This window comes from Streptomyces sp. NPDC024632, assembly GCF_055559175.1.
Genome location: NZ_JBVHLD010000005.1, coordinates 313,466 through 328,379, shown reverse-complemented (window position 1 = coordinate 328,379; position 14,914 = coordinate 313,466). Strand labels below are relative to the sequence as shown.

The 14,914-nt window shown below is 70.7% G+C and carries 14 protein-coding genes; 7 read left to right on the top strand and 7 right to left on the bottom strand.

The window, feature by feature from the left end; translation table 11 throughout:
- Positions 1 to 248 precede the first annotated feature (248 nt).
- The gene (rhaI, locus tag ACZ37P_RS13095; RefSeq protein WP_188282894.1) at positions 249 to 1,415 is read right to left on the bottom strand and encodes an L-rhamnose isomerase; all 1,167 of its coding nucleotides are present in this window, start codon (positions 1,413 to 1,415) and stop codon (positions 249 to 251) included.
- Between the two features lie 299 nt (positions 1,416 to 1,714).
- Here rhaI and ACZ37P_RS13090 point away from each other — a divergent pair, with 299 nt between their 5' ends.
- From ACZ37P_RS13090 to ACZ37P_RS13065, 6 genes are all read left to right on the top strand, one after another.
- Positions 1,715 to 3,235: a sugar ABC transporter ATP-binding protein gene (locus tag ACZ37P_RS13090; protein ID WP_355350157.1), complete on the top strand. Its 1,521-nt coding sequence runs from the start codon at positions 1,715 to 1,717 to the stop codon at positions 3,233 to 3,235.
- Positions 3,232 to 4,287, top strand: a complete 1,056-nt coding sequence (locus tag ACZ37P_RS13085) for an ABC transporter permease (RefSeq protein ID WP_355350160.1) — start codon at positions 3,232 to 3,234, stop codon at positions 4,285 to 4,287. The genes ACZ37P_RS13090 and ACZ37P_RS13085 overlap by 4 nt, the downstream gene beginning before the upstream one ends.
- Entirely contained in the window at positions 4,280 to 5,425 is a 1,146-nt protein-coding gene (locus ACZ37P_RS13080; RefSeq protein WP_467346445.1) for an ABC transporter permease, read from the top strand. Before ACZ37P_RS13085 ends, ACZ37P_RS13080 begins: the two co-directional genes overlap by 8 nt.
- Positions 5,426 to 5,505: 80 nt before the next feature.
- Entirely contained in the window at positions 5,506 to 6,609 is a 1,104-nt protein-coding gene (rhaS, locus tag ACZ37P_RS13075) for a rhamnose ABC transporter substrate-binding protein (RefSeq protein WP_355350166.1), read from the top strand.
- A gap of 81 nt (positions 6,610 to 6,690) precedes the next feature.
- Positions 6,691 to 7,011 carry an L-rhamnose mutarotase gene (locus ACZ37P_RS13070; protein ID WP_188282885.1) on the top strand — a complete coding sequence of 107 codons (321 nt, stop codon included), beginning with the start codon at positions 6,691 to 6,693 and terminating at the stop codon, positions 7,009 to 7,011.
- Positions 7,012 to 7,170: 159 nt separating this feature from the next.
- Positions 7,171 to 8,187: a LacI family DNA-binding transcriptional regulator gene (locus ACZ37P_RS13065; RefSeq protein ID WP_355350172.1), complete on the top strand. Its 1,017-nt coding sequence runs from the start codon at positions 7,171 to 7,173 to the stop codon at positions 8,185 to 8,187.
- A 24-nt stretch (positions 8,188 to 8,211) separates the two neighbouring features.
- On the opposite strand, the gene ACZ37P_RS13060 is transcribed toward ACZ37P_RS13065, so the two are convergent.
- Positions 8,212 to 9,153, bottom strand: a complete 942-nt coding sequence (locus ACZ37P_RS13060) for an aldo/keto reductase (protein WP_467346443.1) — start codon at positions 9,151 to 9,153, stop codon at positions 8,212 to 8,214.
- Between the two features lie 372 nt (positions 9,154 to 9,525).
- Here ACZ37P_RS13060 and rsgA point away from each other — a divergent pair, with 372 nt between their 5' ends.
- Positions 9,526 to 10,674 carry a ribosome small subunit-dependent GTPase A gene (gene rsgA, locus ACZ37P_RS13055; protein ID WP_391163570.1) on the top strand — a complete coding sequence of 383 codons (1,149 nt, stop codon included), beginning with the start codon at positions 9,526 to 9,528 and terminating at the stop codon, positions 10,672 to 10,674.
- Between the two features lie 37 nt (positions 10,675 to 10,711).
- On the opposite strand, the gene ACZ37P_RS13050 is transcribed toward rsgA, so the two are convergent.
- From ACZ37P_RS13050 to ACZ37P_RS13030, 5 genes are all read right to left on the bottom strand, one after another.
- A complete protein-coding gene (locus ACZ37P_RS13050) occupies positions 10,712 to 10,849 on the bottom strand; it encodes a hypothetical protein (RefSeq protein WP_188282881.1) in 138 nt (45 codons plus the stop codon).
- A 236-nt stretch (positions 10,850 to 11,085) separates the two neighbouring features.
- The gene (locus ACZ37P_RS13045) at positions 11,086 to 12,132 is read right to left on the bottom strand and encodes a LacI family DNA-binding transcriptional regulator (RefSeq protein ID WP_355350182.1); all 1,047 of its coding nucleotides are present in this window, start codon (positions 12,130 to 12,132) and stop codon (positions 11,086 to 11,088) included.
- Between the two features lie 194 nt (positions 12,133 to 12,326).
- Positions 12,327 to 12,713, bottom strand: a complete 387-nt coding sequence (locus ACZ37P_RS13040) for a PPOX class F420-dependent oxidoreductase (RefSeq protein WP_355350185.1) — start codon at positions 12,711 to 12,713, stop codon at positions 12,327 to 12,329.
- 156 nt (positions 12,714 to 12,869) lie between these two features.
- On the bottom strand, positions 12,870 to 13,352 hold the full coding sequence (locus ACZ37P_RS13035) for a DUF456 domain-containing protein (protein ID WP_391049398.1): 483 nt from the start codon (positions 13,350 to 13,352) through the stop codon (positions 12,870 to 12,872).
- Between the two features lie 234 nt (positions 13,353 to 13,586).
- Positions 13,587 to 14,582 (bottom strand): helix-turn-helix domain-containing protein, encoded by a 996-nt coding sequence (locus ACZ37P_RS13030; protein WP_355338832.1) that lies wholly within the window; start codon positions 14,580 to 14,582, stop codon positions 13,587 to 13,589.
- Positions 14,583 to 14,914: the final 332 nt, after the last annotated feature.

Sequence of the window (14,914 nt, the reverse complement as noted above, 5' to 3'; positions counted from 1 at the left end):
CGGTGTCCTTCGGAGAAATGAGTGCGGGTGCGGGTGCGATGGGCTCGACCGGCTCGGAGGCTCCACTGCGCGTCGCGGAGCCGGTCGGCCGCGTGGGCTCGCCGTCAGGAGGGCCGGCGAGTGAACCGAAGCGGAGCGGTCGCTGTTGAAAGGGAGAACGCGCGCAGGTTGTGAGGAACGAGCAACCGAGCACGATCGACCGTCGACAGCGACTCAGCGCAGCGGAGGTGAACCGAGCCTCTAAAAAATCACGCGCCCCAGCCGGCCTGTTCGCCGCCGACGCGTTCCGAGGTGATGCGGGTGGCCCAGCCGGAGCCGCGGTAGGCGGCCATCGGGTCGGGGTCGAGACCCAGTTCGGTGCGCACCTCGGCGAGCAGCGGCCGGACGTCGGTGTTGTAGGCGTCCATCAGTACGGCGTTGGCCTCCAGTACGTCACCGGCGCGCTGGGCGGCGCCGAGAGCGTCGAGGTCGACCAGCAGTGCCTTGGCGGTGGCCTCCTGGACGTTCATCACCGAGCGGATGATCGCGGGGATCTTCGCCTCGATGTTGTGGCACTGGTCGAGCATGAAGGCGACGCCGGTCTCCTGCTTCAGGCCGCCGTTCTTGGCGACCTCGTGCATGATCCGGAAGAGCTGGAAGGGGTCGGCGGAGCCGACCATGAGGTCGTCGTCGGCGTAGAAGCGGGAGTTGAAGTCGAAGCCGCCGAGCTTCTTCTCGCGCAGCAGGAACGCGACGATGAACTCGATGTTGGTGCCCGGCGCGTGGTGGCCGGTGTCCACGACGACCTGCGCCTTGTCGCCCAGCTTGAGGCAGTGCGCGTAGGAGGTGCCCCAGTCGGGGACGTCCGTGGTGTAGAAGGCGGGCTCGAAGAGCTTGTACTCCAGCAGCATCCGCTGGTCGTCGCCGAGCCGGTCGTACACCTGGGACAGCGCCTCGGCGAGCCGGTCCTGGCGGGCGACGATGTCGTCCTGGCCCGGGTAGTTGGTGCCGTCGGAGAACCACAGCTTCAGGTCGCGCGAGCCGGTGGCGTCCATGATGTCGACGCACTCCAGCAGATAGCTGACGGCCTTGCGGCGGATCGCGGGGTCGGCGTTGGTGACCGAGCCGAGCTTGTAGTCGTCGTCCTGGAAGACGTTGGAGTTGATCGCGCCCAGGGTCAGGCCGCGCTCCTTCGCGTACGCGCCGAGCGCCGCGTAGTCGTCCACCAGGTCCCAGGGGATGTGCAGGGAGACGATGGGCGCGACGCCGGTGGCCGCGTGCACCTGGGCCGCGTCGTCCAGCTTTTCGTACGGGTTACGCGGCACGCCCTCCTGCCTGAACACCTTGAAACGGGTGCCCGAGTTGCCGTAGGCCCACGAAGGGGTCTCGATCCGCTGGGACTTCAGCGCCGCCTTCACGGCCGACAGGTCTGTCATGGCAACCTCTGTGAATCGTTTCATTTGACGGCTCACCTTAAAGGCGACACTGCGCCATGTCAATGGTCATGACGAGAACCCGATGGCGGGCCGGTCGCCGTTATTGAATCGTGTCACATGAGCCGGACGCGCTGCTAGAGGGTCTCTTTCCAGCCGCGATTGGCCGTCCGTCGGGGGTTGATCTCCCGAAATGGCTTCCACGGACTCTTGACGGCCTGATCAAGCGGGGCTAACGTCCCGGCAACTCCATTGAAACATTTCACCCCGCGGCGCAAGACCGGGAGATCCAGGAGACATCAATGACCGACCCCGAACCGGAACGGACTCCGGTCCTCGCGCTGGAGGGGGTGAGCAAGTCCTTCGGCGCGGTACGGGCACTGCGCGACGTCTCACTGCGGCTGTACGCGGGTGAGGCGCACGCCCTCGCGGGGGAGAACGGCGCCGGCAAATCGACCTTGATCAAGGCACTGGCCGGGGTGCACCGACCGGACACCGGAACGGTACTGCTCGACGGCGCGCCGGTGGTCTTCCACGGCCCGGCCGACGCGCGCGACGCCGGTGTGGCCGTCATCTACCAGGAGCCCACGCTCTTCCCCGACCTCTCCATCGCCGAGAACATCTTCGTCGGCCGCCAGCCGCGCCGCTCGCTCGGCCGGGTCGACCACAAGGCCGTGCACAAGGCCACCGAGCAACTCTTCAAGCGGCTCGGCGTCGACCTCGACCCCGACCAGCCCGCCCGCGGCCTGTCCATCGCCGACCAGCAGCTCGTCGAGATCGCCAAGGCGCTCTCCTTCGACGCCCGCGTGCTGATCATGGACGAGCCCACCGCCGCCCTCACCGGCAGCGAGGTCGCCCGGCTCTTCGGCGTCGTCAGGGCGCTGCGCGAGGACGGCGCCGCCGTCCTGTTCATCTCGCACCGGCTGGAAGAGGTCTTCGCGCTGTGCCAGCAGGTCACCACCCTGCGGGACGGCGCCTGGATCGCCAGCGAGCCGGTCGACGGCCTCACCGAGGACGACCTGGTCCGCCGGATGGTCGGCCGTGACCTGGACGAGCTCTACCCCAAGCAGGACGCCAAGGTCGGCGACGTCGCGCTGAGCGTGCGCAGGCTGACCCGTGAAGGCGTCTTCACCGACGTGTCCTTCGACGTCAGGCGCGGCGAGATCGTCGGCCTGGCCGGACTCGTCGGCGCCGGGCGCAGCGAGGTGGCCCGCGCCGTCTTCGGCGTGGACCGCTGGGACGCGGGCGAGGTCGAGGTCGACGGCCGCCCGCTGAAGTCCGGCGCCCCCAGCCTCGCCATGGCCGCGGGCCTGGCCCTCGTACCCGAGGACCGCCGCGAACAGGGCCTGGTCATGGAGATGTCCATCGAGCGCAACATCAACCTCACCGGCTTCAAGGCCACCACCCGCGCGGGCCTGATGGACCGCGGCGCCGAGCGCAGCCGCGCCGTCGACTGGGCCATGCGCCTCCAGGTGAAGTACGCCCGGCTCGCCGATGTCGTCGGCACGCTGTCCGGCGGCAACCAGCAGAAGGTGGTGCTGGCCAAGTGGCTGGCCACCGACCCCCGGGTGCTGATCGTCGACGAGCCCACCCGCGGCATCGACGTCGGCACCAAGGCCGAGGTGCACCGGCTGCTCTCGCAGCTCGCCGCCGACGGCCTCGCCGTCCTGATGATCTCCTCCGACCTCCCGGAGATCCTCGGCATGGCCGACCGCGTCCTGGTGATGCACGAGGGCCGGCTGGCCGCCGACATCCCGCGCGCGGACGCCACCGAGGAATCCGTCATGGCAGCGGCCACCGGCCGCGGAAGGAACGCGGCATGACCATGACCGCCAAACCGGCGTCGGCCGCGCCGCCGGACACCGCCTCCACCGGCGGCCTCCTCGACCGGGTGCTGAAGGTCAGGGAACTGGCCATCCTCGTCGTCCTGGTGCTGATGCTGCTGGCCACCCAGCTCGACAACAGCGCCTTCCTGTCCCAGCAGGGCATCAAGGACCTGCTGCTCAACGCGACCATCCTGGTGCTCGTCGCGGTCGGCCAGGCCATGGTGGTGATCACCCGGAACGTCGACCTGTCGGTCGGCTCCACGCTGGGCATCACCGCCTTCGCCGCGGGCGAGTTCCTGCGCGGCGGCGGCAATCCGCTGGTCGCCATCCTGATCGCGGTCGCCCTCGGCGCCGGATTCGGCATCGTCAACGGCCTGTTGGTCAGCCTCGGCCAGGTGCCCGCGCTGGTCGTCACCCTCGGCACGCTCTACATCATCCGCGGCCTGGACTCGATCTGGTTCGGCTCCAAGCAGATCACCGCCGCCGACCTCCCGTCGGGCTTCGGCAGCTTCGGGCACGACGGCCTCGGCGCCGTCCCGTATCTCGCGCTGCTCACCGCGGTCGTGCTGATCATCGCCGCGTACTACCTGCGCAGTTACCGCAGCGGACGCGACCTGTACGCGCTCGGTTCGAGCCCGGAGGCCGCGCGGCTGGCCGGTGTGCCGGTCCGCAAGCGCATCCTCACCGCCTACATCGTCTGCGGCGCCCTCGCGGGCCTGGCGGGCGCTCTCTACCTCGCCCGCTTCGGCAATGTCGACTCCGGCACCGGCAGCGGCTACGAACTCACCGTCGTCAGCGCCGTGGTGGTCGGCGGCGTCGCCTTCACCGGCGGCTCCGGCAGCCTGTACGGCGCCGCGCTCGGCGCCCTGCTGCTGACCTCGATCAACAGCGTGCTCCCCTCGATCGGCGTCAGCTCCGTATGGGTGCAGGCCATCGACGGCGTCCTCCTGCTGCTGGCCATCGCCGTCGACCGGGTGGTCGCGCTGCGGGTCGCGGCGGTGCTCCGTAAGCGGGCCGCACAGACAAGGAGTGCGACAACTCATGCCTGAGCCAACGAAATCCACCGGTCCGGCGAAGGCCGCGAAGCCGTCCGCCGGTACGAACCCGTCCGCCGGTACGAACCCGTCCACCGGTACGAAGCCGTCCGCGAGCGCGAAGCCCGCCACCGCGGGCCGTACGGCGACCGGTTGGGCGCGGGACGCGTTCCGCTGGGACACCGTCGTCGGAGCCCTGCTCGTCGTCCTGCTGCTCTGCTCCTTCTCCCTGGTCGACAACTTCGGCAACGCGCTGAATCTGTCGTTCCTGATCGGCAACACCCTGCCGATCGCGCTCATCGCGCTGCCGATGACGATGCTGGTGATCTCCGGCGAGATCGACCTGTCGGTCGGCTCCACCGCGGGCCTGTCCGGCGCCGTCATGGGCAAACTGTGGAACGACGGCATGGCCATCGAGATGATCATCCCGCTGTGCATCCTGCTCGGCGTGGTCTGCGGCCTGGTCAACGGCCTGCTGGTGACCCGGCTCGGACTGCCCTCGCTGGCCGTCACCATCGGCACCCTGGCCGCCTACCGCGGCATCGCGCAGATCGTGCTCGGCTCCAACTCGGTGACCGACTTCCCGCAGCAGTACCTGGACTTCGGCTCCGCGCGGATCGGCGGCACCTTCATCCCGCAGGCCGCCATCCCGTGGGCCGTCCTGCTGGTCATCGCGGTCGTCGTCCTGCACGCCACCCCGGTCGGCCGCTCGCTGTTCGCGGTCGGCGCCTCGCAGGAGGCCGCGCGCTTCGCGGGCATCCGCACCAAGCGGCTGAAGCTGTCGATGTTCGTCGCCACCGGCACGATCTCCGCGCTCACCGGCGTCTTCTGGGCCCTGCACTACGCCAGCGCCCGCTACGACAACGCCACCGGCCTCGAACTGTCCGTCATCGCCGGTGTGCTGCTCGGCGGCATCGACTTCGACGGCGGCAAGGGCACGCTGGGCGGCGCGATCGCCGGAGTGTTCCTGCTCGGCGCGCTCCAGAACGTGATGAGTCTGATCAACGTCTCCGCGCAGTCCCAGATCCTGATCACCGGAGTCCTGCTGGTGATCTCGGTACTGGCACCGCGGGTGGCCCGGCAGGTGGGCAGGGCGCGAGCCCGGCGCAGAACCGCCGACGCGCCACCACCGGCCGCACTGGCCGCCACCTGACCCCCCGCACCACGCACGTCGTCCGAACACCCTCACCTGGTCGTCACCTGCCGCGAGTGCGGCATCGAAAGGACACCCGCATGTCGTACAGAACCGCCCCCGCCCGTCGCGCCGCGGCCGCGGTCGCCGTTGTCGCCGTCGTCGCGCTCAGCGCCACTGCCTGTGGCGGCACCACCAAGAAGTCCAGCTCGGACTCGGAATCGGCCTCCGCCGGATCCGGTACGAAGGCGTCGGCCTCCGCCGACCCGAACGCGCCCGTCAAGAAGGGCCTGACCATCGCCTACCTGCCCAAGCAGGTGAACAACCCGTACTTCACCATCTCCGACAACGGCGGCAAGAAGGCCGTCGAGGCGCTCGGCGAGAAGTACAAGGAGGTCGGCACCAGCAGCGGCACCGACACCGCGGGCCAGGTCAGCTACGTCAACACCCTGACGCAGCAGCAGGTCAGCGCCATCGCGGTGTCCGCGCAGGACCCGGGCGCGCTGTGCACCGCGCTGAACCAGGCGCGCAAGAACGGCGTCAAGGTCGTCACGTACGACTCGGACACCAACACCAACTGCCGTGACGCGTTCGTCTCGCAGGCCAGCGCGGAGGACCTGGGCCGTACCGAGGTCCAGTTGATGGCCAAGCAGATCAACAACAAGGGCCAGATCGCGATCCTGTCGGCGGCCCAGACGGCCACGAACCAGAACACCTGGATCGACTTCATGAAGGACGAGCTGAAGAAGCCGGAGTACAAGGACATCCAGCTCGTCAAGGTCGCCTACGGCAACGACGACGCGCAGGCGTCGTTCCAGCAGACCCAGGGCCTGCTCCAGCAGTACCCGAACCTGAAGGGGATCATCTCCCCGACCACGGTCGGCATCAAGGCCGCGGCGCAGTACCTGAGCGGTTCCAAGTACAAGGGGAAGGTCCAGCTCACCGGCCTGGGCACGCCCAACGACATGCGCGCGTACGTCAACAACGGCACCGTGCAGTCCTTTGAGCTGTGGGACCCGGCCAAGCTCGGCGCGCTCGCGGGCTACACCGCCGTCGCGCTGGCCTCCGGCCAGATCACCGGCGCCGAGGGCGAGACCTTCACCGCGGGCGACATGGGCACCTTCACCGTCGGCAAGGACAGCGTCATCGTCCTCGGCAAGCCGACCGTCTTCGACAAGGCGAACATCGGCCAGTTCAACTTCTGAGCCGACGGCACCATCCAGTAAGGCAGTTGGACCGCCGGCCCTGTGGGTCCGGGCCGGCGGTGTGCGGAAGGAAATCCTCAAGTGCGGCGCGTCTGCTTTGTGTTGAAGGTCCGTCAGGAACGGCTGGACGAGTACCGTGCCAGGCACGCGGACGTCTGGCCGCGGATGCGTGAGGCGCTGTCCGCCGCCGGCTGGCACAACTACTCGCTGTTCCTGCGCGAGGACGGCCTGCTCGTCGGCTATCTGGAGACCGAGGACTTCGAGCGGGCGCGCGCCGCCATGGACGGTACGGAGGTGAACGCCCGCTGGCAGGCGGAAATGGCGGGCTTCTTCGAGGAGTTGGACGGCGTCGCGCCCGACGCGGCGATGGTCCCGCTCACCGAGGTGTTCCACCTTCCGTGAACATGAGAGGTTGGAACGATTCAGTTCGTGCCGGATCAACCAGCACGCACTGTGCTTGAATAAGTTCAATGCGTTGATTCCGGGTGAACGTCGAGCACGTCGCGCCGACGCCGGATGAGCGTTACGAGGAGCCCTGCCTGCGGCGGGCGGGACGGAGCAGTGGAGCCCATGGTTGGGATCAAGGACGTGGCACGGCAGGCGGGTGTCTCGGTCGGGACCGTCTCCAATGTGATCAACCGCCCGGACCTGGTGTCCGAGGAGACCAGGACCCGGGTGCAGTCGGTCATCAGCCGCCTCGGCTACATACGGAGTGAGTCCGCCCGCCAACTGCGGGCCGGGGCAAGCCGTATCGTCGCGCTGCTCGTCCTCGACATGGGCAACCCCTTCTTCGTCGACGTGGCCAGCGGCGCCGAGCGCGCCGCCCGCGCCGCCGGACTCGGCGTCATGGTCTGCAACAGCGCGCAGAGCACCAGCGAGGAGGTCGAGTACCTGTCGCTCTTCGCCGAGCAGCGGGTGCGCGGCGTGCTGGTCACCCCCGCCGACGCGACCGGACACAGCCTCAAGACGCTGCGCAGCCAGGGCATTCCGTACGTCCTGGTCGACCGGGTCTCCGCCGACGTCGCCGTCTGCTCGGTCTCGGTGGACGACGTCGTCGGCGGACGCCTCGCCGCCCAGCACCTGATCGCCGCGGGACACCGCTCGATCGTCTACGTCGGCGGCCCGCCCGAACTCCCGCAGGTCCGCGACCGCCGCGCCGGGGCGCTCGCCGCGCTGGCCGAGGCCGGACTGCCGCCCGAGTCGCTGACCGAGGTGTCCGCCGAGCGGCTGGACGTCTCGGCGGGCCGCGACGCCGGAGCCCGGCTGCTCGGCCTGGCGCCCCGGCCCACCGCCGTCTTCTGCGCCAACGACCTGCTGGCCCTCGGGGTCCTCCAGGCGGTCTTCGCCGCCAGGATCGCGGTCCCCGAGGAGATGGCCATCGTCGGTTACGACGACATCGAATTCGCCGCCGCCGCGGCCGTACCGCTGACCTCGGTCCGGCAGCCCGCCGTCGCGATGGGGCGGCTCGCCGCCGAGATGCTGCTGGAGGAGACGGCGGACCCCGAGGGCCACGAGCACCGCCAGGTCGTCCTCCAGCCGGAGCTGGTCGTGCGCGGCTCCAGCCTCGGGGCGCGCTGAGGGAGTCCGGCCGCGCGCCCCGCGTTACGTGAGCGGGGCGTCGTTCGGCCGGGTCGGGACGGCGTCCAGCGCGGCGAGAGTCGCGGCGTCGAGCGTCAGCGCGCCCGCGGCCACGTTCGCTTCGAGGTGGGCGGTGTTCGACGTGCCCGGAATGAGGTGGACGTTCGGCGCGTGGTGCAGCAGCCAGGCCAGGCCGACCTGGGAGGGCGTGGCGCCCAGCGCCCGCGCCGCGGCGATCACCGCCGGTTCCTCGGTCACCTTCGGCAGGCCGGGGAAGGCGCTGCCGAGCGGGAAGTACGGCACCCACGCGATGTCCTGCGCGGTGCAGAGAGCCAGCATGTCCTCGTCGTCGCGCGCCACGAGGCTGTACGCGTTCTGCACGCACGCGATGCCCGCCGGGATCGCCCGGCGCAGATTGTCCAGGCTCACGCTGCTCAGCCCGATCGCGCCGATCTTGCCCTCGTCGCGCAGCGCCACCATCGTCGCGAGCTGGTCGTCGAGTTCGACCACCTGGTCGCCCTCGGCCCGCAGGCCCGGCCCGACATCGGTGCGGCGCAGATTCACCAGCGGGATCCGGTCGAGGCCGAGGCTCGCGAGATTGTCCTCCACGGCCGCCCGCAACTCCTCGGGCTTCTGCGCGAGTCGCAGGTGCACCGGCCCGCCGGAATCCGGTGCGGCTCCCACCTTGCTGGCGACCAGCACCTCGTCCTCGGACCTGACCGCCTCGCGGATCACCCCGTTGACGAAGCCGTCGCCGTAGAACTGCGCCGTATCGACGTGGTCCACCCCGAGTTCGACCGCCCGCCGCAGTACGGCGACCGCGGCGGCCCGCCCGGCCCGCTCCGTCAGTTGCATCGCCCCGTACCCGACGCGCGACACCGTCCGCCCGGCCAGCGCCCCCGCCCCTCCGGCCCGCCGCGCCCCGCCGGCCGTCGTCCCGTCCGAGGTCATCCCGCTGGAAGCCATGAGCATCCCGTTCCCGTGCGACACCAGAACAAGCGGAGGTCACTCCGCTTCTTCGACCGTACCACTACCGGAGATCCCTCCGCTTTGCTCCGGCGCTCTCCGCCCGCCCGTGGCGGCGGGCGTTAATTCGGTGGCGGAGGCGGTGGGGGAGGGGATACGGTCCCTGGTGTTGGAGCGGAAGCCGCGGAAGCGGCTCGCCGCTGTCGGCTCGTGAGTACGGCCAGGAGGTGTGACTCGATGACTGCCTTGGTGATGGGCGCTGCCCAGATGCGGAAGTTCATTCAGTTCACCTCTGTGGTCTCCGGCTGACCTCTCTTCTTCTGCCGCGCCGATCGGACGCGCGGTGCCGGGGCCCTGTTGGAAGGGTTTCCCTTGTCTTTCTCGTCTTCTTCCTTCTCGTCGTCGTCCTCCTCTTGGTCCTCACTCGTCCCGTACGGCTGGGACTCGCTGCTGGACGACGCCTTCTCGGCGTACGCGGCGGACGGACTGGTGCCCGCGCGGATCGTGCGGGTCGACCGGGGGATGTGCGACGTCGTCGTCCCCGACGGCGCGGACGGTCTGCTGACGGTCCGCGCCGACACCGATCCGGTGCACTCGCCGGATCCGATGCTCGTGGCGTGCACCGGGGACTGGGCGGCGTTCGACCCGGACCCGGCGCAGCCGAAGGGCCCGTCGGTACGGGCGCTGCTGCCGCGCAGGACCGCGATCGTACGGTCGGCGTCGTCCAAGCGCTCCGAGGGCCAGGTGCTCGCGGCCAATATCGACCACGCGGTGATCGCGGTGTCGCTGGCGGCCGACCTCGACCTGGGGCGCCTCGAACGCTTCCTCTCCCTGGCCTGGGAGAGCGGCGCGCAACCGGTGGTCGCGCTGACCAAGGCGGACCTCGTGCCGGACACCACCTATCTGCTGGAGGACGCCGAATCGGCGGCGCCCGGAGTGCCGGTCCTGGTGGTGAGCGCCACGACCGGCGAGGGGATCGAGGCGCTGTCGGAGCTGCTGGCGGGCGGCACCTCGGTGCTGCTCGGCCAGTCGGGCGCGGGCAAGTCCACGCTCACCAACGCCCTGTTGGGGCGCGAAGCGCAGGAGGTGCAGGCCACCAGGGACTCCGACGGCAAGGGCCGGCACACCACGACCACGCGTGACCTGCTGCCGATGCCGCAGGGCGGGGTGCTGATCGACACGCCGGGGCTGCGCGGGGTCGGCCTGTGGGACGCGGAGTCCGGGCTCCACCAGGTGTTCTCCGAGATCGAGCAACTGGCCCGCGACTGCCGCTTCCAGGACTGCTCGCACCAGTCGGAGCCGGGCTGCGCCGTCCTGGCCGCGCTGGAGGACGGCACCTTGCAGCACCGCCGTCTGGAGAGCTACCGCAAGCTGCTGCGCGAGAACGCGTGGATCGCCTCACGCACCGACCAGCGGCTGCGCTCCGAGATGCGGCGCGAGTGGAAGCAACGGACCGCGGCGGGCCGGGAGATGTACGAGCGCAAGCGCGGCGGGGGCGGCGGCCACCGCCGCCGGTCCTGAACCCGGTCCCGTACGGCCGACCGTACGGGCGCGGACCCTATCCGGCGCCGCCGCCAGGACCCTGCTGGTGGCGGCGCCGCACCGCGATCGGGCTGCCCGCACTCCAGAACGAGCCGACGACACAGGCGACCACGAGCACGACGATCACGACGCCGAGAATCACGCTGTATGCCATGTCGGACCTCCTCGCCTCCGGCACGGCCTTCACCGTGCCCTCACCTTCGCTACCTGTTCGTGACCTTCCCTTCGCCCGACGTTCCCAACCCACAGGTGGGGGACCGGTGTTCGCGCGTGGGTTCGATCCGATGAAGTGACGGTATGTCAGGCGGAGTCGGGCGGTGCCGAGTGCCCTCGGACGGGCGCGGTGCGGCGCTCAGGGGGAAGCGTGGTGCTCGGGCCGGGATTCGGCGCTCAGGCGGAGGCGCGGACCACGAGGTGCGTCGGCGTGACGATGGAGGACAGGGCGGGAACGCTCTGCGGGCCCGTCGGCGGCGCCACCGCGCGCAGGAGGAGGCGGGCCATGAGGCGGCCCATTTCCTCGATGTCCTGGCGGACGGTGGTCAGGGGCGGGTCGGTCCATTCGGCGACGGAGACCATGTCGTCGAATCCGACGACGGCGATGTCGTCGGGGACGCGGTGTCCTGAGGTGCGCAGGACGCGCAGGGCGCCGGAGGCCATGACGTCGGAGGCGGCGAAGACGGCGTCCAGGTCGGGGCAGCGCTGGAGGAGTTCGGCCATGGCGCGGGCGCCGCCTTCCGGGGTGAAGTCGCCCTCGGCGATCATCCGGGGGTCGGTCTCCGGCAGCACGTCGCGGAACCCGTCGAGCCGGTCCACCGACGCCGTCTGGTCAAGTGGCCCCGCGATGTGGGCGATCCGGCGGCGGCCGATCCTCAGCAGGTGACGGACCGCGTCCCGCGCGCCGCCCCGGTTGTCGCAGTCCACGTACAACGTGCCGTGGTCGCTGTCGAAGTCGGTCCAGCCGGGCCGCCCGCCGATCACCGTGGGCACTCCGGCCCTGCGGGCCAGCACGGGCAGCGAGTCGTCGGTGTGCAGCGAGAAGATCAGCGCGCCGTCGACGTGTCCGCCCGCCAGATAGCGGCCGACCCGCTCGTAATCCGCGGCTCCTTCGGTCAGCAGCAGCACCAACTGGTTGTCCCGCGCGGTGAGTTCCTTGCTGATCCCGCGCACCTGCTGCGCGAAGAACGGGTCGGTGAAGAACCGCGTCTCCGGCTCGGCCACCACCACCGCGATGGCGTCGTTGCGCCGCGTCACCAGCGTGCGGGCCGCCTGATTGGGCACATATCCCAGCTCGTCCACGGCCTTGCGGACCCGCTCCACCAGCGGCGCCCGTACCCCTTCGCTGCCGTTGACCACGCGCGAGGCGGTGGCACGCGACACCCCGGCCCGCGCGGCGACGGCCTCCAGCGTAGGACGCGGCGCGAAGCTCGGGTCGGACAAGGGACGTCTCCTTCACGCGGAAATAACAGAAAACCGGGGGCCGGTACGCGCACAGCGTAACGGGTCCCCCGGCGCGGCGTGAGAGCGCTCTCCGTGTCGGTTCGGCAGGTGAGACGGGTGTGCCTTGTGTGCGCCTTGTGCGGGCCGGGCGACGGTGGTGCGAGCGACGCCCGGCGAGGTCCGGCGCGCGGGGTTCAGTCCTCCAGGCCCCAGCCGATAATCGAGTACGGGTGGATCCGGATCAACTCGTCGCTCATCTGCGCGCCGAGGTCGTGCGGGCCCACGACCTGCTCGGCGGTGCCGCGGATCTCGACCCCGCGCACCGTCCACGGGTCGGTGCCCGCGATGTCGTCCACGACCAGCGACACATAGTGGTTCGCCGCCACATTGCGCCACTTCTTCGTGGCGCCCATCGTGTAGCCGCCGATGTCGACCGTGCCGTCCGGGCGAAGGAAGTAGCCGACCGGATTGGCCTGCGGACGGCCCTGCGCGTCCACGGTCGCCAGCCGCCCGAGGCGCTGCGTGCGCAGATAGCGCAGCTCGGCCTCGGTCAGCGCTGTCCTGGGTGTCTTGATCGCCATGCGCTCACCCTCACACGGGTGAGCGCACCGGGCCATTGGACCTTTGACCTATCCAGGACCTAGGCCGATTGGGGACGCGCGGTCGTACGGCCATACGTATGTCCGTACGACCGCACACCCCGTACGTCTCCCCCTGCGCGCGGGGCCGGGTGCCGGTCAGCCCGCGATCACCGCGCCCAGCCACGCGCCCGCCACGACGAGGCACGCCAGGAGTTCGACCAGGACGGAGCCGCCCACCGCGCGCATCGCGGTGCGGGTCGCGGTCCAGGCGGCGCGGTGGCCGCCGAGGCGTACGCGCTCGGTCGCGTAGATCGTGCCGACGAAGCCGAGGACCGCGCCCACCACCGGGATCAGGAAGAAACCGGCGATGGCGAAGGAGCCCGCGACCAGCACGGTGTGCCAGGTGATGCCCGAATCGCGGATCCGGCGCGCCGGGAGCAGCCACACCACCACCTGGACGACGGCCAGCAGACCGGTCGCCCCGGCCAGTACGCCCCAGGTCAGGCTCGTGTGCTCCTGCGTCGCCCACCACATGACGGCGGCCCAGCAGAGCAGCGTCCCCGGCACGCCGGGGGCCAGCACACCGACGAGTCCGAGCAGCATCACCGCGCCGATCAGGCACACCTGTGCGGTCCCCATGAGCCCACCCTGCCCGATGACGCGCCCGTCCGCCGGGCGGATCACCCTCGGGGCGCAAGGCGAGACCTGTCCGAGACCCGCAGGACCACTCGCGTACGCCGCTCGTACGCCGTCCGTACGCCGGGGGGACGTCGTCGGTCCGCCGCGCCGTCGACCGTCCGGTGGCGCGCTCACCCTTCCGGCGGGACCGTCGGACCGGCGACCGGCCACCGGCCACCGCGTACGGCCCCGCGCTCATACGTCCGTGTCGCCGCGCGCCACCCAGCCGCGTTCGTAGGCGTGCCAGCCGAGCTGGAGGCGGGTGGTGACCTCGGCGATCTCCATCAGCCGCTTGACCCGGCGCTGCACGGTGCGCAGCCCGAGGTCGAGCTGCTTGGCCGCCGAGGCGTCCGTCAGACCGGCCAGCAGCAGCGAGAGGATGCGCAGGTCGGTGCTGTCCGGCGCTTCGGGGGACTCCTCGGCCACGGTGCCCGTCCCGTCCAGGCTCAGCGGCATCCCCTGCCGCCACACTCCCTCGAACAGCCCCATCAGCGACTCCAGCAGCCCGCTGGCGTGCACGACCAGCGCGGCGGGCTGGGCGAGGCGGCGGGTCAGCGGCACCATCGCCAACGACCGGTCGGCCACCACCAGTTTGGTCGGCACCCGGTCCACCACCCGCACCTGTTCGTTCCTGCCGAGCGCGGCGGACACCTCCGTGAAACCGCTCGGGCTCGTCACGACGGAACGTTCCAGCACCACGCGGTACGTGACGCCGCGTCGGGACGCCTCCTGCTCGGCGTCGTTCTCCGTCCCGGTGATGGCCACCGGGCGGTCGGTGACCAGGGCGCAGACCTCGCTCTCCGCGCCGAACTGGAGTTGCAGGAAGCGCTGCGCCACCGCGTTGGCGCCGGTGACCACCTCGACCAGGTCGTGCACGGCCGGTTCCGTCGCCTCCGCCCGGAACTCGGCGGCCAGGACGGCGGCGGCCAGCTCCGCCTGCTCCAACTCGTGCCGCTGCCGGGTCAGCAGCGCCGACAGCGCCACGGCCGGTGGCGCGGCGACCCAGCGGCCGGGCCGCGCCGACGACTGCGCGACCAGCCCGTGCCCCTCCAGCCTGCGCAGAATGCGGCCCGCGTCCTCCTCGTTCAGCCCGAGGCGGTGCGACAGGTCGCCGACCTCGGCCGCGCCCAGGCCGACCAGCGCCCGGTAGGCCGATTCCTGCACTTCGTCCAGACCGATGGCGCCGAGCACGGAGCCCCCTCCCTGCGGTGATGGTGACGGTGGCGGAAATGAGCCACGGCGGTTTCCCGCCTTGGTCATCTTGTACTCCCGCAGGTCCGCTCTGCCAGTGTGATCGACACCGAGCTTTGCGGAGAGCTTGACGGGGAGCTTGACGGGGAGCTTTTCGGTGGCTTCGCGGGAGGCGGGACGGAGGGCGCCGGGGACGGTGTCCCTGGCAGCCCCCGGAAGAAGTCTCCGGAAGCGTCCGAAGGTCTCGGTGCGGTCCCCGGAGGATCTTTCCCGAGGTCCCGGCCGGGGACGGCGACTCCGCCGGGCGGCCCTGCTGTGGGGGCGGGGCCGGC

Coding starts and splice junctions, on each gene's coding strand:
- rhaI (WP_188282894.1), bottom strand. CDS start 1,415: ATGACAGACCTGTCGGCCGTGAAGGCGGCGCTGAAGTCCCAGCGGATC.
- ACZ37P_RS13090 (WP_355350157.1), top strand. CDS start 1,715: ATGACCGACCCCGAACCGGAACGGACTCCGGTCCTCGCGCTGGAGGGG.
- ACZ37P_RS13085 (WP_355350160.1), top strand. CDS start 3,232: ATGACCATGACCGCCAAACCGGCGTCGGCCGCGCCGCCGGACACCGCC.
- ACZ37P_RS13080 (WP_467346445.1), top strand. CDS start 4,280: ATGCCTGAGCCAACGAAATCCACCGGTCCGGCGAAGGCCGCGAAGCCG.
- rhaS (WP_355350166.1), top strand. CDS start 5,506: ATGTCGTACAGAACCGCCCCCGCCCGTCGCGCCGCGGCCGCGGTCGCC.
- ACZ37P_RS13060 (WP_467346443.1), bottom strand. CDS start 9,153: ATGGCTTCCAGCGGGATGACCTCGGACGGGACGACGGCCGGCGGGGCG.
- ACZ37P_RS13050 (WP_188282881.1), bottom strand. CDS start 10,849: ATGGCATACAGCGTGATTCTCGGCGTCGTGATCGTCGTGCTCGTGGTC.
- ACZ37P_RS13040 (WP_355350185.1), bottom strand. CDS start 12,713: ATGGCGATCAAGACACCCAGGACAGCGCTGACCGAGGCCGAGCTGCGC.
- ACZ37P_RS13035 (WP_391049398.1), bottom strand. CDS start 13,352: ATGGGGACCGCACAGGTGTGCCTGATCGGCGCGGTGATGCTGCTCGGA.